This window comes from Clostridium thailandense (genome assembly GCF_019207025.1).
GTDB classification, from domain to species: domain Bacteria; phylum Bacillota; class Clostridia; order Clostridiales; family Clostridiaceae; genus Clostridium_AM; species Clostridium_AM thailandense.
Window position 1 is genome coordinate 1 of the sequence record NZ_JAEEGC010000044.1, and the last position, 21,507, is coordinate 21,507.

Below are 21,507 nucleotides of genomic sequence, written 5' to 3' on the forward strand. Positions count from 1 at the left end.
AAATACAAAAGTATTAGTAGGGGGAGCACCTGTATCTCAAGAATATGCAGATAAGATTGGTGCTGATGGATATAGTGATGATGCCCCTGGATGTGTAGAATTGGTTAAGAAATTTATGGCATTAGCTTAATTCTTAAGCCTTATAAATATTTAAAGGTTGTTGTTTTATGTATGAGTGATAAAGGAATGCCTCAAACAAGAAATGAAAGCGTAGAAATTGCAGATAAGTTGGTAAATGATTTGGTGAGAAATGGAGTAAAAACTGATAATATTTTTCTTGATCCACTAGTTCAGTCTATTGGGACTAATGATACTTTTGGAATTGAGTTTATTGATGCGGTTGAGGAGATAATAAATACTTTTCCAGAAGTTCATTTCATGTGTGGGCTATCCAATATTTCCTTTGGTTTACCTGATAGAAAATATATGAATAGTATATTTGCAGTAATGGCAATAGCTAAAGGACTTGATGGTTTGATGATAAATCCATTAGACAAAAAAATGATGGCAAATATTATTGTTGCTGAAACATTAGCTGCAAGAGATAAGTCTTGTATGAAATATTTAAAAGCATATAGAAAGAAAAAATTTGAGTTTTAATAAATGGTATGCAATTTGCTAGATATATTAATATAAAGAAAGGGTGAATAAAATTGGATAGTAAAAAACATTCTTTCAAGAGATGGATTATGTTAAGCATATTATGTTTAGGCGGTGGCATCATATATCAATTGCCATTTTTAAGATTTGCTTACTATATTCCAATGCAAAAAGCTCTAGGTCTAACAAACATGCAATTTGGAAACCTATCAAGTGTCTATGGAATTGTCGCAATGATTTGCTATTTTCCAGGGGGATGGCTTGCTGATCGTTTTTCCTGTAGAAAAATGCTAGCCTTTTCATTTGTGGCTACTGGTTTAGGCGGCTTTTATTTTTCTACATTCCCATCTTACAGAATGTGTATAGTACTACATGCATTTTGGGGATGTGTCACTATTTTTACCTATTGGGCTGCATTAATAAAAGCAGTCAGAATGCTAGGGGACAGTTCAGAACAGGGAAGATTATATGGTCTTCTTGAAGGAGGCAGAGGATTAGTATCAACATTAGCTGGCCTAGCTATTCTAAGTATATTTGCCAAAATGGGTCAGAGTACTTTTGGATTGGCATGGGTTATTAATTTGTATGCTGGCCTTTCAATAGCAGTAGGTATAATTACCTGGTTTGTATTGGAAGACTCCAAGAAAGAAGAAAAGTCAAGTTCAGTACTGAAGGATACAATCTTGGTGGTAAAAGATACTAGGGTTTGGTTAATCGCATTATTAATATTTACAACTTATTCTGTATATTGTGGGCAAACTTATCTAACTCCTTATGTAACTACTATTTATGGTGCTTCGGTAGCAATCGGAGCTTTACTTGGGATAATTCGTTCTTACGTGCTTCAAATGGCTGGAGGAGCTGCTTTTGGATTCATAGCTGACAAAGTAGGGTCTTCTGCTAAGGTAATGTTTGTAGGATATATTATAATGATTATTTGTTTAGTAATATTCATGGTACTCCCTGGTAATAAAGCTCTCCTTCCAATTGTAATAGTGAACATGTTAGCTTTAGGCTTTGTAGCCTATGGAATGAGGGGGATTTATTTTGCCACAGTAGATGAAGTGAAAATTTCTATTTCTGTAGCTGGAGCGGCAGCTGGTTTTGCATCACTTATTGGATATATCCCAGATGCATTTATATATAGCCTTATGGGTAACTGGTTGGACAAATACCCAGGGCAGTTAGGATATAAGTATATTTTTATATTTCTTTTTGTGATAGAAGTAATTGGTCTAGTAGTTTCAATACTGCTGCTTAGAGTTATAAAGAAAAAAGCATATCATGTATCTGGAGAAGAGCTGTGTAAATAAAATCACTTTATTAGCTTCTTTAGTACAGTAATTAACATGATTCCGACGAAATAAATTAGGGTTTTCTACTAAGGTGCTATTTGTAGGATGAATTATAAAAGTAGCTTAATAAAAATTTTTAATTTCCATTAAGCTACTTTGTTAAAATATGATTTCTCACTAAATTTATCTATTGCAGCTTTTTGTTCAGCATCTCTTTTGCTTAATCTTTTAGAAATCAATTCAAATCCTGAAATTTTGCTTAAATACCTGTCTAATTGTTGATTTATAATGAAAAGTGCTTGACAATCTACAAATCCTATTTTTCCTGACCTCGTAAAATAAGATAGATTAATTTGATTAGAGCATTTGAATTTACAGTCCTTAGTCAATAAAACTAACTTAGTTTTAAAACAGCCCCATTTGGTATGTTGTATTTTTGTAGTTTTAAATTACTTGTAAAGTTGTGTTAGTCTTTTGTTTTTAGACATACTTAACTTTTGTATTTTGTTTTTTATACTGCATAGGAGTCAGTCCGGTGATTTTTTTAAAGGTTTTAGAAAAATGTTTTTCATCAGAAAAGCCTACTTTTTCTGCAATACTGTAAATTAGTTCGTCACTTGAAGAAAAAAACTCTTTAGCTTTTTCTATTCTGTAAGTAATAATATATTTTATAATGCTTATACCAATTTCATTTTTAAATATTTGACTTAAATAGGAGTTGCTAATATTTAAACTAGAGGAAATAAGGTTCACAGTAATGTCTTCCATATAGTGAATATGTATAAAATCTAATGCTTGAATAACCATAGAATTTTTTATCATATATTTGTTAGAAAGTTCAGCTTTAAGCTGATCCACAGAATGGATAAACTCACAACATTTATCTTCTATAGAGGTTGAGAATACCTTTCTGTAAGGGGAACTTTCTGGTAAAATCTTTTTATATAGACTGCCATATTTGTCAACTAATGTGGAGGACAAGGAAGCATGACAATAATAATAAAGATTATAATCAAGGGTGAATTTTACAACATTCAAAAATAATTCCTGTATAAATTTATTCAATTTAGAATTAAAGATATCATAATTTATAAGTTCTTTTATTTCTTTTAGAGTTTCGTCTATTAAAGTATAGTCTATTTCTTTTTTTATTGAATTGATGTATTCCTGAGTGAGCAGCTTAGCTTCAGCACAGAAAAAATTGTAGGTTTTTAAACAATGGAAACCTTCATAGGCATCTCTTATATTTTCAATATCTTTGATATAACTGCTCATATATCTAAAGGCTGTTTTAGAATTTGTCACGTTATTTAATTTTCTTGTGAGTTCAAAAAGTTTATTTTGTTTCACAGCAATACTTGTACAACTAAAATCATTAATAATTATACATAAAATATTAGGATTAATATAAAAAACTTCTCCACCACTATATTCATTAAGTACTTCTTCACATTCTTTGATAAACTCTTCTCCGTTTAAATAATAAATATTTTTATTTAAATAGTGATCTGAATATTCAATTTCCATAAGATTGCAAATATATACATAATAACCGTGATCATTTAGATTTAGGTTTACTTTTCTTTTATAATATAAAAATTCTCGTTTAATTACTCCTCGTAAAATATCTTTTAAATATTCAGTTTTTTCTAATTTACTTATTCTAAAGTTCATTACCAAATTATAATCGATTTCTTCGCCGATATAGTTAAAATGGCAGGTATAGTTTTCAATTAACGCTTCAGTGAAAAAGCTTTTTATTTTATCAATATAAGAGTTGTCTTTATAGCTTGTAATTGAATAAACAATTTGATTTTCAGAAACAACATTGAAGATTATGAGTATAGGATATATATTGGATACTGCCAAATCGTAGAAAAAATTATGAACTTTATATACAGGATGCTTGAGTTCAAGAATTATAGCTTGAGCATTAAGTTCTACTGCTTTTTTAACACTGTTTTCATAAGAATCAGCAACATAAAAAATAGAAAAATCACTGTTGGTTGTCCTATAGAAGTTACATATCATATTAGTAATCTTATCATCTGCATATAAGATAACTTTTGAAAACATTTACATAATACCTCCAAACTATCTAAATTACTTACAGAGATTTGTTATTATGGTTTTATTGTATATGTATAATAAAATTTTGTAAATATTATTTGGAAAAAATATGAAATAAATATAGGCTTAAAGGAATAAATTAAAAAATCACAAATAACTAAATTAATATAAAAAAGTACACGTTTTCATAAGAAAAACACACGTAAGTTAAAAATAAATAATATAAAATTAGTAACAAGAAGTGAAAAGGGAGTTGATGGAATTGTGCCAAAAGAAATAAACTTATATGAAAAAAGCGGCGTTAATCCTGGCTTTTATAAGCTTGGAAACAAAGAGGTAATTGGATATTCTCTTGTAGATGGTGGTATGAATTTAGTTTTTCAGTCAATTTTAATGTTTTTAATGTTCTACTATACCGATGTATATGGATTGACTGCTGTAGAAGTTTCTGTTATGTTTCTTGTTTCAAGAGCATGGGACATGATATGGGACCCTGCTATGGGAATTATTACAGAAAGATTGAATCCAAAACGAGGTAAGTATAAAAGCTACCTTTTATATGGAGCTATCCCTTTTGGAATTGCAGGCGCTTTAACTTATACAGTTCCTAATTTTGGACACACTGGTAAATTAATATGGGCTTATTTTACCTACAATTTGCTGATGACATTATATACTTTTATTATTAATCCATATGTATCCTGTACTACTGTTATGACAGCAGATCCTATGGAGAGGACTAGATTAAATTCCATAAGAATGATGTTTGCTCAGTTTGGTGGTGTTATAGTTGCTGTATTTATTCCTGTTTTGTCACAATTTTTCGGTGGAGACAATGTGGCAAAGGGTTACCAAATGACAGTTATCTTACTTTCTATTATAACTACTTCTATTTTAATTTATAGCTATACCACTCTTCATGAACGTATCAGAGTAAAATCCCATTTAGATCCAGTTAGTTTTAAAGGATGGGTTGAACAGATTACACATAATCAGCCAGGTGTTGTATTATTCCTATTATTTATGGGTGTCTATGCATTTTCATCCATACAATCAGCTTCAGGAATTTATTATATGAATTATAACGTAAATAGAAAAGACTTAGTTGCGTTATTTTCAATTTTAAACGTTTTGCCTTCTGTTATAGCAGTTCCTTTTGTACCTATGATGTTTAGACGTATTAAGAAAAAGAATACTGTTGCACTTGGTTTACTTTTAGGTGCCATCGGATCAGGAGTTTTATACATTATACCTGTTTCCCAAATAGCAGCAATGATGATTTTTAAATCAGTAGCTTCATTTGGATATGGTATATTAATGGGCAGCATATGGTCAATTATTCCTGATTCAGTTGAATATGCAGAATACAATACCGGTAATAGATATGCAGCAGTTGTATATACACTTATTACTCTTGGCTTAAAGGCTTCATTAGCTATTGGTGGATTTGTACCTACATTTATATTGGCTAAGGTTGGTTATGTTGCTAACGTACATCAAACTCCAGAAGCTTTAAATGGAATTTTAATTATGACGTCAATTTTGCCAGCAGTTGTCTGTGTAGTTACATTAATCATATTTATGGTATTCTACAATTTAACAGAAGAAAGAGTAGCCAGTATAATGGCTGAACTAGATATAAGACACAAAAATGATAAAGAAAATTCTCGTGTTGAGTTAGTCGAGGAAATTTCAGACCAATCAATAACATTATAAAGATAGGAAGGTATTATTATGGAAAAAAAACTTAGTGATTTTTCAATGAATGCATTTTCCCTTAAAGGTAAGGTGGCTATGGTAACAGGTGCAAATCAAGGTCTTGGCATGGCTTATGCTGTTGCCTTCGCAAAAGCAGGTGCGGATCTTTTTATACCTCACTTTACCGATGATGTATCTGAGATTAAGGAACTCATAGAAGAGACTGGTCAAAAGGTTAAGTTTCTGCAAGGAGATTTAACGAAAAAGGATTATATTGAGGAGGTTGTTGACACTTGCTTGAAAGAATATGGAAAAATTGACATCCTGGTGAATAATGCAGGCGGAAGTATGTTTGCCGAATTTTTAGAGTATCCAGATTCAGCTTGGCAAAAACTTATTGATATTGATTTAAACTCTGTATACTACCTAAGCCATAGGGTAGTTAAGGAAATGGTTAAGCAAAACTCTGGCAAGATTATAAATATCGGTTCAGCTTTATCCTTTACTGCTGATAAAAAATGTCCACCATATACAGCAAGTAAACATGCTATTCTTGGTTTAACAAAGGTATTTGCAAATGAAGTTGGTCATCATAACATTCAAACTAATGCTATTTGCCCTGGATTTTTAGCAACGGATGTTAATAAGGATTTACGTGCTGATAAAGATTTTTATAACAAAATTACAAATAGAATTCCAAGTGGTCGTTGGGGTGAGCTTAATGATTTAATGGGAACTGCCATATTTTTAGCAAGCAGTGCATCAGATTATATTAATGGATGGTATATCAGTGTTGATGGTGGATTCCAGACAACATTATAAAAAATAATAGGAGGCTTTAAATAATGAAAACCATTGCATGTGTTAAGGTAGGAAGTTTAAAAGATCCTGATATAAATAAAAGAGGACGTGTTCAAGTTATAGATATGCCTGAGCAGGAAATGGGCGATGAGGATGTTAAAATAAAGGTGGCTTATTGTTCTATATGTGGTTCTGATCCACATTTAGTAGAAGGAATTTTTGGTCTTGAACCTCCCTTTGGCTTAGGCCATGAGATTTCAGGTACTATTGTGGAGATTGGTAAAAAGGCTACTAAAAAAGGATTAAAAGTAGGGGATAAGGTTGCAGGAAACTTTTTGAGATTCTGTGGTACATGCTATTATTGCCGAAATGGTCAGGAGCAGTTCTGTGAACATGCAGATAACAAGCCAGGTTTTTCCGAATATGTAGTATGGCATGAATCTCAGGTTTTTAAAATGCCACAGAATGTAAGCTTAGAAGAAGCATGCCTTTTAGAGCCTGTGTCAATTGCAGTTAGAATTGTGGACAAAACAAATATGAAGATTGGACAAAGAGTTGCCATTTCAGGAGGTGGACCTATAGGCTTATTATCACTTCAAGCAATGAAAATGTTTGGAGCTACATCACTTACGCTAATAGAACCTATCAAAGAAAGGCAGGAACTTGCCAAGGAATTTGGTGCTGATTATATTATAGACCCTGTAGAACAGGATGTATGTGAGGAAGCCAATAAAATAACTGGTGGGTTGGGTTTTGATCTTGTGATTGAGGCTTCAGGGTCGCCAAAGGCTGGTGCTGCAGCTATTGAAATAGCTGCAAAAGGAGGTACTGTTCTTTATATAGCAATGTTTCCAAAGGACTATGAAATGCCGCTAAATTTATATGATAAATTGTACAGCAAGGAACTGACAGTGTCTGGAACAAATGTGGCTCCATATGCATTTCCAAGGGCTGCTGAAATTATGCCTAGAATGAATTTAAAACCTTTTATACAAAAGGTTTTCACTATGGATGAAGCAGAAGAAGCCTTTGCTGCTCAAGTTAGTGGAAAATATACTAAAATACTTATTAAATGTAATGATTTTTAATAATTATATATAGAAAAAGGAGATGCCAATTATGTATTGTAATGTTGATATGGAAAATGTTAAACAATTAGAAGATAAGGCAGTGGAAATCCGAAAGAAGTTATGCTCATTTATCTACGAGATAGGCATGGGACACCTTGGAGGAGAGCTATCTATTGTTGATATGGCTGTCGGTCTATATTATAAGTATATGAACTATGATCCTAAAGATCCTAAATGGGAAAAAAGAGATAGATTGGTTTTAAGTAAAGGACATTGTGGTGAAACCTTGTACACTATATTTTCAGATTTAGGTATGTATACCATGGAATATATGATAGAACATTTTGAAACCTTAGATACAGCTAAATTTGGTATGCACCCTAATAGAAAATATGTTCCTGCTATTGAAGCATCAACTGGTTCCTTAGGTCACGGATTATCCATAGCTACTGGTTTGGCACTAGGAGCAAGAATGTCTAAAGCTTACTGGAGAACTTTCTGCATTATAGGTGACGGCGAAATTCAAGAAGGTTCAAATTGGGAAGCCTTTATGGCAGCAGGACATTATCAGCTGGGGAATCTTGTAGCAATTGTTGATAAAAACCGCTTGCAGATGACTGGCTTTACTAGGGATGTAATAAATATTGATCCTTTAGGAGACAAAATAAAGGCTTTTGGTTGGGATGTTATAGAGATTCAAGGTAATGACATGTATGAAGTTTGCAGTGCACTTCAATCGCTTCCGCCAGCAGATCCAGAAACTAGAAGAAAGCCAATATGTATTATTTCAAATACTACTAAGGGTTGTGGCGTTTCCTTTATGGAGAATAATGCAGTATGGCATGGGGGTGGAATTGCTAAGGAGCAGTTGGACGAAGCATTAAAATCAATAGAAAAGAATAGAAAGGTGAGATAAATTATGGCAGTTGAAACAACTTTCGATTTTAATCAGATGTTGTCATCAGCAAGAGAGGCTTATGGCGTTGAATTAATGAAAATGGCAGATGAAGGCTTAGACTTTGCCTTTACTTATTCTGATAATGTTGCAGAATCCACATCTACTGGGAAATTTATTAGAAAATATCCTGAACGCTGCTTTAATATTGGTATTGCGGAAGCTAATCAGGTTGGTATATCTGCGGGGTTAGCTCTTTCAGGTAAAATTGTATTCTCACAGGTATTTGGACCATTCCTTCCTTTGAGAGCAGCAGATCAAATACACACAGATATTGCTTATAATGATGTAAATGTAAGATTAATTGGAACTCATTCTGGAGTTACTTCTGGTGGAGGCCCTACTCATAATGTCATTGCAGATTTATCCTTTTATAGAGCAGTACCAAACTTAACAATCTGTGTTCCAGCAGATGCAGGGCAGTGTATGAAATTGGTGAGGGAATCTATGACTTATAAAGGCCCTATGATTATACGTATTGCAAGAGGTGCAGAACCGGATGTATATAGAGATGATAATTATGAGTTTAAAATTGGTAAAGCAATTACAGTAAAGGAAGGTAATGATTTAACTTTAATTGGCACAGGCAACAGTGTGTATTGGTCTCTTATGGCAGCTAAAGAGCTGGCAGAAACAGGTGTTAATGCCAGAGTTATAGATATGCATACCATTAAACCCTTTGATATAGATATAGTTTTAAAGGCTGCAAAGGAAACTGGGTTAGTTGTGACAGTTGAAGATCAAAGCATTAATGGTGGTCTTGGTGGTGCAGTAGCTGAAGTGATAGCAGAAGCGGGGATACATTGCAAATTTAAGCGAATTGGTTTACCTGATGAGTTCAGTGTTATTGGCTCTGATACTGAGATTTACCAATATTATCATCTGGATTCACATGGCATTGCTGAAACAGTGAAAGAGATGCTTTAATTTTTCAAGGCAATTTATTATGATTGCAGAGGGGGGGCTGTCGCACTATAAAGAAATACACCAGAAAGTTAACTTTCGGCGGTTCTTCTCTATAGTGCGAGCCCCCTTCTGTAGTCATATATTTGGCATAGGAATAAGTATGCTTATATTAAAGATTTCTTGGTGTTAGTACATAGAGAGTTCTTACTTTTTTAAGTTTTTTAGTTGATGGTACTTATAAAAATTCGACAAAAGTGTGAGGAAACCCTATGACATACATTTAAGTTGTTAAAAAAAATCAGTTCTATCAAGCTGATAAAATAAAGACCTGTGAATTATGCATAAGACTATTAAAAGTTATATTAAGCAGGTGAAATATATGAAAATAGGAATTTTAACAAGTGGAGGAGATGCTCCAGGAATGAATGCTGCCATAAGAGCAGTAGTAAAATCGGCAAATTATAATGACATGGAAGTTTTTGGTATAAAACACGGATATAAGGGTTTAATAAAAGAAGAATTAACGAAATTAGATAGTTTTGATGTAGATGGTATTGCAGAAAAAGGAGGAACTATACTAAAAACGGCTAGATGTCTAGAATTTATGGAGGAGGATGGAAGAAGAAAAGCTTTAGAAACATTAATAAACTTTGAAATAGATAGTTTAGTAGTAGTTGGAGGTGATGGTTCTTTTCGAGGTGCAGAAGATCTTAGTAAGCTAGGGATAAAAGTTATAGGATTACCGGGAACTATAGATAATGATTTGGCTTACACAGACTATTGTATAGGTTTTGATACAACTTTAAATACAGTTTTGGAATGTATAGGTAAAATAAAAGATACAGATTCTTCCCATGAAAAAACTACTATTGTAGAGGTAATGGGAAGGTATTGTGGCGATTTAGCTTTATATTCAGCTTTAGCTGGAGGAGGAGAAATAATATCTACTCCTGAAAGAAAGTTAGAGTTTCATACCATATGTAATAGGTTATATGAAAACATAAGTAAAGGAAAAAATGATAATGTAATAATAATAACTGAAAGAATGTACGATATAAAAAAACTTCAAAAGTATATAGAAGAAAGGCTAAAAATTAGTATAAGAAATACAGTTTTAGGATTTATACAAAGAGGAGGCAATCCATCTGCTTTTGACAGAGTATTAGCAAGTAAAATGGGTGTTAAAGCTGTAGAACTATTGATGAAAGGTTTTGCAGGAAGAGTCGTTGGAATTAAGAATAACAAAATAATAGATGTAAGTTTTAGTGAAGTAAATAGCAAAAATACTGATAAACAAAAAGAATATGATTTATTAAAGTTTCTTCTATAGGATTTCTAGCAAGCTAAATTCAATTAAGTAAACATAAAAAAATTGACATAAATTTTATTTAATCAAATAAAAATTGTAACTACTGTAATGAGAAGTAATGGTTTTGAAGTAATCGATTTAGGTGGCGGACGTTCAATGGCAAAATTCATGAGAGATTTATATAGAATGCCAGATAAAGTTGAGGCAGTATTGGATGTTATTCAAAAATATACTATTGAGAGCTTAAGATAACAAATTACACAAATGAAACCTGATGGAACAACAGATATTTATAAGATAAAAGAAAAGCTTGAAAATATAAAAGCAATGCTTGCTGCGGCTACTGGCAAGTAAAATGTAATTTGAATTTATACGCTTTTAAATTGAAAGGAGATAGTAAAATGTCAAACTTTAATAAATTTCCACACGTTTTTCAACCTTTAAAAATAGGAAATATGACTATTAAAAATCGTATTGAATTTACTCCAATGGTTTCTTGTCATGCGAATTCTAGAACAGGAGAAGTAACACCTGAACTAATTGAATTCTTGGGTGGACAGGCTAGAACTGGTGCAGCTATTGTAACAATTGGTGCAACAACAGTTGATGAAGAAACAGGTGCAGATTTCTACGGTGAGCTTTCTATTACAAGAGACAGTGATATTGCAGGTCTAAGCTTGTTAGCAGACGAGGTACATCGCTATGGAGCAAAAATATCTGTAGAAATACTCCATGCCGGAAGGGGAGTCGCTCCTTATTTACTAAAAGAAGGATGCAATGCAGTTGGCCCATCTTCTTTCCCGACACCTACAGGCGTACGTTATATAGAAGAGTTAAAACAGCCACAAATTGATAAGATTATCTGGAGGTTTGCAGATTGTACAGAACGTTTGATGAAATCAGGATTTGATATGGTAATGATTCATGGTGCCCATGGAAATCTAATTGGTCAATTTCTATCTCCATTAGTAAACCATAGAACAGACTGGTATGGTGGAAGTTTAGAAAACAGAATGCGTTTCCCTTTGCAAGTTATAAAAGCAATACGTGAAAAATGTGGTAGAAATATTAATATTGAATATCGAATCAGTGGTGATGAAATTATAGAGGGAGGTCAGCGTTTAGATGAGGTACTTGAATTCTTAAAAGTAGCTCAGAAAGATATTGATATTGCCCATATTTCAGCAGGTTTAATTGTTGATACTAGATACCAGCAATTCACGATTCCACCTTATTATATGCCTCATTGTCATAATGTACAGTATGCAGAAGTAGCAAAAAAAGTTTTGGATATCCCAGTTACAACTGTTGGATCAATTACAACAATTGCTGAGGCTGAAGAGATTCTGGCATCAGGAAAAGCAGATATCGTTGGCATGGCACGCCCTTGCATGGCAGACAACAATATTGTTACAAAAGCATATAGAGGTCAAGAAGATACCATTCGCCCATGCTTAAGATGTATTGAAGGCTGCGGTAATATTTTTTTTGGAAAACAAATTCGTTGTAGTGTAAACCCAATAATTGGACGAGAATCCCGCTACAAAACGATACCGAAAGCAGATGTAAAGAAAAAGGTTATGGTAGTAGGTGGTGGTCCAGCAGGTATGATGGCAACTCAAACCTTAATTCAAAGAGGACATGATGTAATATTATTTGAAAAGAGCGGACAACTTGGAGGACTTCTCCATGAAGCATCTGCATTACCTTTTAAAGGAGATTTGAGAAGATATTTGGATTGGGATATTAGAACAACTATGAATTGTGGTGCGGACATTCGTTTAAATACAGAGGTTACACCTAAAGTTATAGAGGAAGTAAATCCAGATGCATTAGTAGTAGCTTTAGGTTCTAGTGTGTTAGTACCGAACATTTCAGGAGTTGATGGAAGTAATGTTGTAACTGTTACAGATGTAGATACTAAGAAAGTGAAAACTGGTCAGAAGGTAGTTGTATGCGGTGGTGGACTTAGCGGTATGGAATGTGCATTAGGTCTTGCTATGGAAGGAAAAGATGTTACAGTTGTCGATATGGTATCACAAGAAGAATTAGGTGGCAAAATGTTTTTTATCACCAAATCTCAATTAATGGATAAATGTAAAGAGAATAAGATTAAAACAGTTTGTAATGTAAAAGTAGAAAAAATTACAGAAAAGGGCGTAGAAGTAATCGATAGACAGTGGAAACGGTTTGGGTTGGAATGTGATACAGTCGTTATTGCCTTAGGTGTAAAACCTCATGTGGAAGAAGCACAGAAGCTAGCTTCTATGGTTCTAGAATCATATTTGGTTGGAGATGTAAGTGGACAAGGAATGACAATTCACACAGCAAATCATACAGCATTTGATATAGCTACAGAGATTTAAGCACACAAAAATAAAATAATAAAAACATAAGTTGATTCTTTAGAAATTCATTTAGAGAAGGGAGTGTTTTTATGAAAATAAAAGCGGCAGTAGTTCATGAAAAAGGACAAGATTTTAAAATTGAAGAGGTAGAATTAGCAGCACCAAAGGATAATGAAATACTTGTAAAAATAGTAGCTAGTGGTGTGTGCCATACTGATGAAGTCGCAAAAATGCAAGTAATTCCAGTACCGCTACCAGCAGTATTTGGACATGAAGGCTGCGGTATTGTAGAAGAGGTTGGTAGAGCTGTTACTGAGTTTAAGAAAGGTGACCATGTTGGGTTCTCATTTGGATATTGTGGATATTGTGAAAATTGTTTAAATGCACACCAACATGCGTGTGAGAGCTTTAACGATATTAATTTTGGTGGTGTTATGAGTGATGGCACAAAGCGCCTTTCTTATAATGGACAAGAAATATCTTCTTTCTTTGGTCAATCCTCATTTGCAACTTATGCAGTAGTAAATCAAAATAGTGCAGTAAAAGTTGACGATGATATAGAACTTGCATTGGTAGGACCTTTAGGGTGTGGTATACAAACTGGTGCTGGTGCTGTATTAAATAGATTAAAACCAAGCTTTGGATCTACTATTGCTGTGTTTGGATGCGGAACTGTAGGAATGAGTGCTATTATGGCAGCTAAAATTACGAGTTGTTCAAAAATTATTGCAGTAGGAGGAAATACAACTAGCTTAGAACTTGCAAAGGAGCTTGGAGCAACTCATACTATAAACAGAAAAGAAACTGACGATATAGTTGGTGAAATAAAAAAAATAACAAATGGTGGCTGCCACTATGCAATTGATACTACGGGTGTTGGTGATTTTGTAAAGAAGGCCCTGGCTTGTGTTCGTTTTTTAGGTACTGCAGTAGTGTTAGGGGCAACTGGTGATATGACTATTAATGTACAAGAAGAATTAATGGGTGAAGCAAAATCCCTAATCGGCATTGTAGAAGGAGATTCCGTTCCAAAGTTATTTATTCCTAAATTAATTCAGTACTATAAAGAAGGTAAATTCCCATTTGATAAATTAATTAAATTCTATAATTTTGAAGACATTAATAAAGCCTTTGAGGATTCTCACAACGGAAAGGTAATTAAAGCTGTACTAAAAATGACAGGCTTAAAACACGAGAATTAAAGGATATTTTACCTAAAAATAATCAAGATCTAGTTTTGATTCCACAATTGCTAACAAACAATGCAAAAGATTTTATATACCAAATGACTATTTTTACTGTAGCAAAGAACCCTGAGTTATCAAGGTTCTTCTACTTTTTTGTTTTTGTACCAAATGGTTATTCCATTTGTTGCCATAACTTATTTCGTTTGCTATTATAATTCACAAAATTTGTGTTGGTTTGTAAAAAATATTGATTAAGATATTACCTTTAAAATGACTAAATTTCGTAAAAATAATTATCTGTTTTTAAAAAAATCAATCTTTATTGCAAAGTTACAATTTGTGAATAGTTTGCTATATAACTATTCCACAGTTACAGATTTAGCTAAATTCCTTGGCTTATCAACATCGCACCCTTTTTGTATAGCCATATAATAAGCAACAAGTTGAAGTGGTATAACTGAGAGTACAGGTGATAATATATCTATAGTTTTTGGCAAATAGAAAGCTGAGTCTACAGTGCTTTCTATAGATGTATTACCTTCAAGTGCAAAACCAAGAACATTAGCACCTCTAGTGGTTACCTCTTTAACATTGCTTATCATTTTACCATATAAGCTTTCTTGGGTAGCAATAGCAATTACAGCAGTTCCTTTTTCTATTAAAGCGATAGTACCATGTTTTAATTCTCCACCAGCATAAGCTTCTGAATGAATATAAGATATTTCCTTAGTCTTTAAAGAACCTTCCATGGCAACAGCGTAATCAAGGCCTCTTCCAAGGAAGAACATATCCTTATGCATGTAATTATTTGCTGCGAATTTTTGCAGTACTTCTTTATGTTTTAATACTTCAGAAACCTTTTCAGGAAGAGAAAGCATTTCATTCTTTATTTTTTCTATTTCATCCACTCCTAAAGTATTTTTATGTTGTGCAAAATAAAGAGCAACTACATACATTAAAATTAATTGAGTAGTGTATGCTTTTGTAGAGGCAACAGCTATTTCTAGTCCTGCCCAAGTATATATAACATCATCTGCTTCTCTTGCAATTGAGCTTCCAACCACATTAGTTATTGCTATAACCCTTGCCCCCTTAGTTTTAGCTTCTCTCAAAGCAGCTAAAGTATCAGCAGTCTCTCCAGACTGGCTTAGAGCAATCATTAAGGTTTTTTCATTTATAATAGGATCTCTGTATCTGAATTCAGAAGCAATATCTATTTCTACAGGTATTTTAGCCAATTTTTCAATAACGTATTTTCCGACAACACCAGCATGATAAGCAGTTCCGCAAGCAACTATGTATATTCTATCAATATTCTCTATATCAGCTTTTGTCATCTTTATATTATCAAGAGTTATAGGCTGTCCAGGTATTATTCTAGAAGTCATAGTATCCCTAATTGCCTTTGGTTGTTCATGAATTTCCTTTATCATAAAATGTTCATAGCCGCCTTTTTCAGCTGCATCTGCATCCCAAGTTACAGTGACAAGTTCCTTTTTTATCTCATCACCTTCGGGAGAATAAATTTTTACACCAGCATCATTTAGCACTACAAATTCCTTATCATTCAAATAATAAACATCCCTAGTTCTGTTCAAAATGGCTGGAACATCTGATGCTATAAAGAATTCATCAGTGCCAACTCCAACTACAAGAGGGCTGTCTTTTCTTACTGCAACTATTTTATCAGGTTCATCGCAGGACACAACACCCAGAGCATAGCTTCCTTCCATTTTTGAAACGGCCTTCATAACTGCATCCAATAAATCACCATTATAAAAATGGCAGATTAGATTTGGTATAACCTCTGTATCTGTCTCAGAATAAAATTTGTATCCTTTTGAAGAAAGCCATTCTCTCAAATGAAGATAATTTTCTATAATTCCATTATGAACAACGCTTATAGAACCATTTTCACTTGTATGAGGATGTGAATTTATATCAGATGGTTCACCGTGAGTTGCCCATCTTGTATGGCCGATTCCTATTTTACCCTTAACTGGACTAGTATCTAACTTGTCCTTAAGGTTTGCAAGCCTTCCCTTACATTTGGAGATTTCTATAACATCTTTATCAATAACTGCTATACCAGCTGAATCATAACCTCTATACTCTAGTTTTGATAGACCTTCAACCAAAATAGGTGAAGCCTCTTTCTTTCCAACATAACCTACTATACCGCACATAAAAATCTTCCTTTCTTTTTCACGTCTAAATTTAAGATTTAACTCAAAAAAAGGAAAAACAGATTTACTAGCACCTAATTGTTTTGTACTAAGAATTACTTCTTAGTTTTGTCAATTGTTAACGGTAGTGCTTATACCGTAGGGCATCCGCCGAATAATCGATAAACCCTATCCTCGTCAATTTACGAGCGTAGCTACCTATGTAGGTAACTACGGCCGAAAGTAAACTTATCCTCCGGGAGATGTCCCCAAGCTTCGGCACTATAAAAACTTTTAATCATTCTAAAGCTCAGTATTTTGAAAATCTAAGACACTTTGATAAACTCGTACCTCAGACACATCAAAGCATCTAAGATTTTCTAAAATACTGAGCTAAGAATGACAAAAAAGTTTTTATATGTGCTTTCAGCTTTGGAAACATCTCCCTGCGTATAAATTTACTTTCTGTTGCAGTTCTATATATAGATACCTAAACCAGACACTTAAATTGTACGCAGGGATATATTGACATTCTGGAAGGCACACTTAAATACTTTTGTTATAAGTCTTAGCGAAGTATTTTAGAAAGTCTTAGGGCTATTGATATGTTTGAGGTACGAGTTTATCAATGGTTCTTAGACTTTCAAAATACTGAGCCTTAGACTTATCAAAAGTATTTATTGTGCCGGAAGAATGCCAATATATCCCGGAGTATAAGTTAAGTGTTGGCTGTATTTGTCTATAATAATGCACAACTCCATAATTAATACTTTAAGTAAGTAACCAGCTCGTAAATTCTGGCGCTTTGTTAATGTATATACTTAAAACTAACCTCCAATAATATAGATTATTCCTGTTTTTCTTTAATGAGTTACAAACTAATTATATTTTCATTAATGGATTTTCGTCAATACAGAAGGAGATGCATCTACTTCAATATTGTCATGGTGTTAAAATGTCAAAATTGAAGTATTATAGCTTGCAAAAAATACAGACCGGATATTTCAGATTTGTCACGAAATTGCATTGCCAACATTAAAGTACTGCATATTGAAAAAACGTTTACTTTCTTTTAAAGTATAGTCATCAAGACAAATCAAACCGAGGGGGTTAAAAAATAATGGAACTTTCTAAAAACTCATCAGATAGCACCTTAAATAAAGGTGGAAATAGTAAAGCTAAGTTGCAGAAGTTTGGTGGATTTCTTTCAGGTATGGTATTACCTAATATCGGAGCATTTATAGCTTGGGGACTTATAACAGCAATATTTATTCCAACTGGTTGGTGGCCTAATGAAGCTTTTGCTAAATTAGTAGGTCCTATGATCACTTATTTGTTACCTATATTGATTGGTTATACTGGTGGTAAGTTAGTTTATGGTGTTAGAGGAAGTGTTGTTGGTGCGGTAGCAACTGTGGGAGTTATTATAGGAGCTTCAATACCTATGTTTCTTGGTGCAATGATAATGGGACCACTCGGAGGATATCTAATTAAAAAATTTGATCAACTGATTGAAGGAAAAGTTCCAACTGGATTTGAAATGTTGGTAAACAACTTTTCAGCAGGAATTTTAGGTGGATTACTTACATTATTAGGATCATCCTTCATTGGCCCAGTTGTAAACAGTGTATCTGTTGCCATTGGGGGAGCAGCTCTATTTATAACACAGAAAGGATTATTACCTTTTATAGCAATATTAGTTGAACCAGGTAAGATATTATTCTTAAATAATGCAATAAATCATGGCGTATTTTCTCCACTAGGTATTGAGCAAGTAAAAACAGCTGGAAAATCTATATTCTTCTTGCTTGAATCCGATCCAGGTCCAGGTTTGGGTTTACTAGTAGCTTATATGTTATATGGTAAAGGAAATGCAAAACAATCTGCACCTGGTGCTGCTATAATTCATTTCCTAGGTGGTATTCATGAAATATATTTCCCATATGTTTTAATGAAGCCAATACTAATACTTGCTGTAATAGGCGGTGGAATGGCTGCTGACTTAACATTTGTAGTAACTAAAGCTGGACTTGTAGCACCACCTTCCCCTGGTAGTATATTTGCAGAACTTGCAATGTGTCCCAAAGGTGGCTTCTTACCGGTTATAACTGGTATAGCGGTTGGTGCAGTAGTTTCATTCTTAATAGCATCAGTTCTTCTTAAGAGAAGTAATGTGGAAGTTGATGATGATTCCTTTGATGACGCTAAGAATTTGGTTTCAAATCTAAAAGCAGAAAGCAAAGGACAAAAAACTCAGAATGTTGAAAAAATAGAGGAAAAATCTATAGAAATTCCGAACTTAATAGTATTTGCATGTGATGCTGGTATGGGTTCATCTGCAATGGGGGAATCTATACTTAAGAAAAAGATAAAGGATGCAGGACTTAGTATAGTTGTAAAGCATTCAGCAGTTAATGAAATTCCGAAGGAAGCAGAAGTAGTGTTTACTCAGGAAGGCCTTGTAGGAAGAGCAAAACAGGTAGCACCTGATGCGAAAATTGTAACTGTTAAGAATTTTCTTGATAATACAACTTATGACAAATTCATTGAAACTCTAAAAAAATAATAATAACGAATGGCGGTGAAAATTATGATGGACTTAACTGCCAGACAGAAATTCATTTTAAATTCAATAATAGAGAAAGGGTCTTTGAACATCAAAGACCTTTCCCAACAAATTGATGTAAGCAGCAGAACAATATCAAGAGATTTATCGGCAATTAATAAGGTTTTATCTGATAAAGATTTATTAATTTACGAAGAGAGCTCAAATTTATATATAAAGGGCGAAGAAGAAGCTTTAAAAGATGTAAAGAAATCGCTGGGAGGCATTCCTTTGCAGTGGTTGTTAACACAGGAACAGAGGATATTACTCATAACAGCACAGCTTTTAGTAGCGCATGAACCATATAAATCTGCTTACTTTAGCTATCAATTTAATGTTGTTGAGGGAAGTATAAGTCTTTATATGGATAAAATTGAGCAATGGCTAAATGCTCATAACCTTTTACTTAGCAGAAAAAGAGGTCAGGGCATAATAGTTGAAGGTTCTGAATGGAACAAGAGAAGTTCATTTATTAAATTAATTTACGAATATAAACCAATTGATGAGTTACTCGCTTTTGTATATGGTAGTAAGACTGACCCTGCTATAAATGCTTTTTTTAAAACTATTTTTAGTGAAGAACTTATAGGAATTACAAAAAATTTGCTTGAATCAATCAATAATAAAATAGTAACCAATAAGGATGACATAGCTTATTTTACTTCCTTTATTCACGTTTTGTTGTCCTTAAAAAAGACTAAACTTAGTTCTTCAATAGAATTGCCAGCATACTTAGTACAGGATGTTTTATCATCTAATGAATTTTCTTTTAATCAAGAGATAAAGGAATATTTACTTTCAGTAAATATAGACATTTCAGACAGAGAATTAGCTTACATGGCTATTCAACTCATGGGAAATAAATATATTTATAAAACTGACGGAAAATTTAAAGAATTAGGCATTCCTCTAGAAGACTTATCTTCTGAGGTTGTATACGAGGTGGCAAAGAAACTAAATATAAAAATAGAATGTGATGAGCAATTAATTTTAGGGTTAACACAACATTTTAATCCGGCTTTATATAGAATCAACATGGGCATACAGGCAAGAAATCCACTAGTGGATGAAATTAAACAATACTATGGAGATTTATTTAAAGCAGTGGACTATGCCTGCAGGTTGGTATTCTCAAAATATAACATCACTATGTCTCAAGATGAAATAGGCTATATAACTATGCATATAGGAGCAGCTATAGAAAGAAGTAATGCTCATAAAAATAAATTGTCTGCGCTGGTAATTTGTCCTAGCGGCACAGGGACTGCTCGGATATTGTCACATAAAATCAAAGAAGCAATACCGCAAATAGAATCCGTTACTATATCTTCCATTAGGGAATGGACAGAAGTTGATACTAACTACGATATGGTTCTATCAACAGTTAGTATTGATGGAACTACAAATAAGAAAAATATAATAACTGTTTCGCCCTTTCTGCAAAACGAAGATATAGATAAAATTAATAATTTTATTAAGCTGCATCTTTCAGGTAATAGTGTGCTGAATAACATTACCTCATTACCTGGAGAAGAAAAAAATGAGAACTCAATAATAGACGAATATAACGTGATTAATGATATATTAAAAAATTTACAACTTGAGGTTATTGATACTGATTCCTTTGAAGCTTTAGTTAAGTCAATAGCTAGAAGTTTGGACGATAAGGAATTAATAATTGATAAAGAAGAAATTGAGCATCTAATATTTAAAAGAGAAGAATTAGGAAGCGTAGTTATTCCAGATTGTCATTTAGCCTTGCTGCATACAAGATCCGATACTGTAAAAGCTCCTCTTTTAGGGGTATATAGACTAAAAAATCCTATGAAACTAAAAAGCAGTGGATTTGAAGATGAAAATGTAGATGCCTTTATAGTGTTACTAGCAAGGAAGAACGAGCAAAGCTATGTTCTTGAACAGATGGGAAAAATAAGTATTGCTTTAATTGAAAGCAAAGCTTTCACTGAAACCTTGAGATTAGGAGATATTAAAGATTTAAGAAACTCTATAATTAGAGTATTGAATGAGGAGGAAATCTAAATGAATTTAACAGTATTAAATGAAGAAAATATCGCACTAAATGTAGAAACTGAAACAAAAACTAAAGCTATAGAAAGAGTTGGAAATCTACTCGTACAAAATGGATATGTAGAAAAAGATTATATAGAAGGTATGAAAAAAAGAGAGGCCGATATTACAACCTACATCGGTAATGGTGTAGCAATACCCCATGGAATGAATCAATATATAAAATATATCAAAAATTCAGGAATAGTAATAGCTCAGTATCCTGAAGGAGTAGATTTTGGAGAAGGTAATACAGCTTATCTTGTTATAGGAATTGCAGGAAAAAATGATGATCATATGGCTATATTGTCTAAGATAGCTATAGCATGTCAGGATGAAAAAAGTGTACAGAAATTAATAGATTCAAAAGATAAAGAGGAAATAATAAAGCTTATTATGGACAGTGATAGTGAATAGTAGCTTTTATTATT

The 21,507-nt window shown here is 33.1% G+C and carries 16 protein-coding genes and 3 pseudogenes; 16 read left to right on the forward strand and 3 right to left on the reverse strand.

Features of this window, described 5'->3' with window-relative positions; translation table 11 throughout:
- The 3 genes and pseudogenes from I6U48_RS29620 to I6U48_RS10735 form a co-directional block, all read left to right on the forward strand.
- Positions 1 to 130 (forward strand): annotated as a pseudogene (locus I6U48_RS29620) (cobalamin-binding protein); the annotation flags it as partial.
- Between the two features lie 20 nt (positions 131 to 150).
- Positions 151 to 600: pseudogene (locus I6U48_RS10730) on the forward strand (dihydropteroate synthase); the annotation flags it as partial.
- Between the two features lie 53 nt (positions 601 to 653).
- Positions 654 to 1,913 carry an MFS transporter gene (locus I6U48_RS10735; protein ID WP_218320426.1) on the forward strand — a complete coding sequence of 420 codons (1,260 nt, stop codon included), beginning with the start codon at positions 654 to 656 and terminating at the stop codon, positions 1,911 to 1,913.
- A 128-nt stretch (positions 1,914 to 2,041) separates the two neighbouring features.
- Here I6U48_RS10735 and I6U48_RS10740 read toward each other — a convergent pair whose 3' ends face one another.
- Both I6U48_RS10740 and I6U48_RS10745 read right to left on the reverse strand, forming a co-directional pair.
- Positions 2,042 to 2,284: a hypothetical protein gene (locus I6U48_RS10740; RefSeq protein ID WP_218320427.1), complete on the reverse strand. Its 243-nt coding sequence runs from the start codon at positions 2,282 to 2,284 to the stop codon at positions 2,042 to 2,044.
- Between the two features lie 91 nt (positions 2,285 to 2,375).
- The gene (locus I6U48_RS10745; RefSeq protein WP_218320428.1) at positions 2,376 to 3,971 is read right to left on the reverse strand and encodes a helix-turn-helix domain-containing protein; all 1,596 of its coding nucleotides are present in this window, start codon (positions 3,969 to 3,971) and stop codon (positions 2,376 to 2,378) included.
- A 258-nt stretch (positions 3,972 to 4,229) separates the two neighbouring features.
- Between I6U48_RS10745 and I6U48_RS10750 the strand changes: the two genes are divergently transcribed.
- The 10 genes and pseudogenes from I6U48_RS10750 to I6U48_RS30470 form a co-directional block, all read left to right on the forward strand.
- Positions 4,230 to 5,681 (forward strand): MFS transporter, encoded by a 1,452-nt coding sequence (locus I6U48_RS10750; protein ID WP_218320432.1) that lies wholly within the window; start codon positions 4,230 to 4,232, stop codon positions 5,679 to 5,681.
- Positions 5,682 to 5,699: 18 nt separating this feature from the next.
- Positions 5,700 to 6,485: an SDR family oxidoreductase gene (locus I6U48_RS10755; RefSeq protein WP_218320433.1), complete on the forward strand. Its 786-nt coding sequence runs from the start codon at positions 5,700 to 5,702 to the stop codon at positions 6,483 to 6,485.
- Between the two features lie 23 nt (positions 6,486 to 6,508).
- Complete coding sequence (locus I6U48_RS10760; protein ID WP_218320434.1) at positions 6,509 to 7,552, forward strand: zinc-dependent alcohol dehydrogenase; 1,044 nt, start codon at positions 6,509 to 6,511, stop codon at positions 7,550 to 7,552.
- A gap of 31 nt (positions 7,553 to 7,583) precedes the next feature.
- A complete protein-coding gene (locus tag I6U48_RS10765; RefSeq protein WP_218320435.1) occupies positions 7,584 to 8,450 on the forward strand; it encodes a transketolase in 867 nt (288 codons plus the stop codon).
- 3 nt (positions 8,451 to 8,453) lie between these two features.
- Complete coding sequence (locus I6U48_RS10770) at positions 8,454 to 9,416, forward strand: transketolase family protein (protein WP_218320438.1); 963 nt, start codon at positions 8,454 to 8,456, stop codon at positions 9,414 to 9,416.
- Positions 9,417 to 9,774: 358 nt separating this feature from the next.
- Entirely contained in the window at positions 9,775 to 10,725 is a 951-nt protein-coding gene (gene pfkA / locus I6U48_RS10775; RefSeq protein ID WP_218320444.1) for a 6-phosphofructokinase, read from the forward strand.
- Between the two features lie 87 nt (positions 10,726 to 10,812).
- Entirely contained in the window at positions 10,813 to 10,956 is a 144-nt protein-coding gene (locus I6U48_RS10780; RefSeq protein ID WP_246615291.1) for a hypothetical protein, read from the forward strand.
- 149 nt (positions 10,957 to 11,105) lie between these two features.
- Positions 11,106 to 13,070 carry an oxidoreductase gene (locus tag I6U48_RS10785; protein WP_218320446.1) on the forward strand — a complete coding sequence of 655 codons (1,965 nt, stop codon included), beginning with the start codon at positions 11,106 to 11,108 and terminating at the stop codon, positions 13,068 to 13,070.
- Between the two features lie 71 nt (positions 13,071 to 13,141).
- The gene (locus I6U48_RS10790; RefSeq protein WP_218320447.1) at positions 13,142 to 14,254 is read left to right on the forward strand and encodes an NAD(P)-dependent alcohol dehydrogenase; all 1,113 of its coding nucleotides are present in this window, start codon (positions 13,142 to 13,144) and stop codon (positions 14,252 to 14,254) included.
- Positions 14,230 to 14,334, forward strand: a pseudogene (locus I6U48_RS30470) (diguanylate cyclase); the annotation flags it as partial. The gene I6U48_RS10790 and the pseudogene I6U48_RS30470, both read left to right, overlap by 25 nt.
- A 264-nt stretch (positions 14,335 to 14,598) precedes the next feature.
- Here I6U48_RS30470 and glmS read toward each other — a convergent pair.
- Positions 14,599 to 16,425, reverse strand: coding sequence for a glutamine--fructose-6-phosphate transaminase (isomerizing) (gene glmS / locus I6U48_RS10795; RefSeq protein WP_218320448.1), 1,827 nt, complete (start codon positions 16,423 to 16,425; stop codon positions 14,599 to 14,601).
- Between the two features lie 1,099 nt (positions 16,426 to 17,524).
- On the opposite strand from glmS, the gene I6U48_RS10800 reads away from it, so the two are divergent.
- From I6U48_RS10800 to I6U48_RS10810, 3 genes are read left to right on the forward strand one after another with little or no spacing between them, the layout of a single operon-like run.
- Positions 17,525 to 18,970, forward strand: coding sequence for a PTS mannitol transporter subunit IIBC (locus I6U48_RS10800; protein WP_218320450.1), 1,446 nt, complete (start codon positions 17,525 to 17,527; stop codon positions 18,968 to 18,970).
- Between the two features lie 24 nt (positions 18,971 to 18,994).
- Positions 18,995 to 21,049 (forward strand): BglG family transcription antiterminator, encoded by a 2,055-nt coding sequence (locus I6U48_RS10805; RefSeq protein WP_218320451.1) that lies wholly within the window; start codon positions 18,995 to 18,997, stop codon positions 21,047 to 21,049.
- Positions 21,050 to 21,493: a PTS mannitol transporter subunit IIA gene (locus I6U48_RS10810; protein ID WP_218320452.1), complete on the forward strand. Its 444-nt coding sequence runs from the start codon at positions 21,050 to 21,052 to the stop codon at positions 21,491 to 21,493.
- Positions 21,494 to 21,507 lie beyond the last annotated feature (14 nt).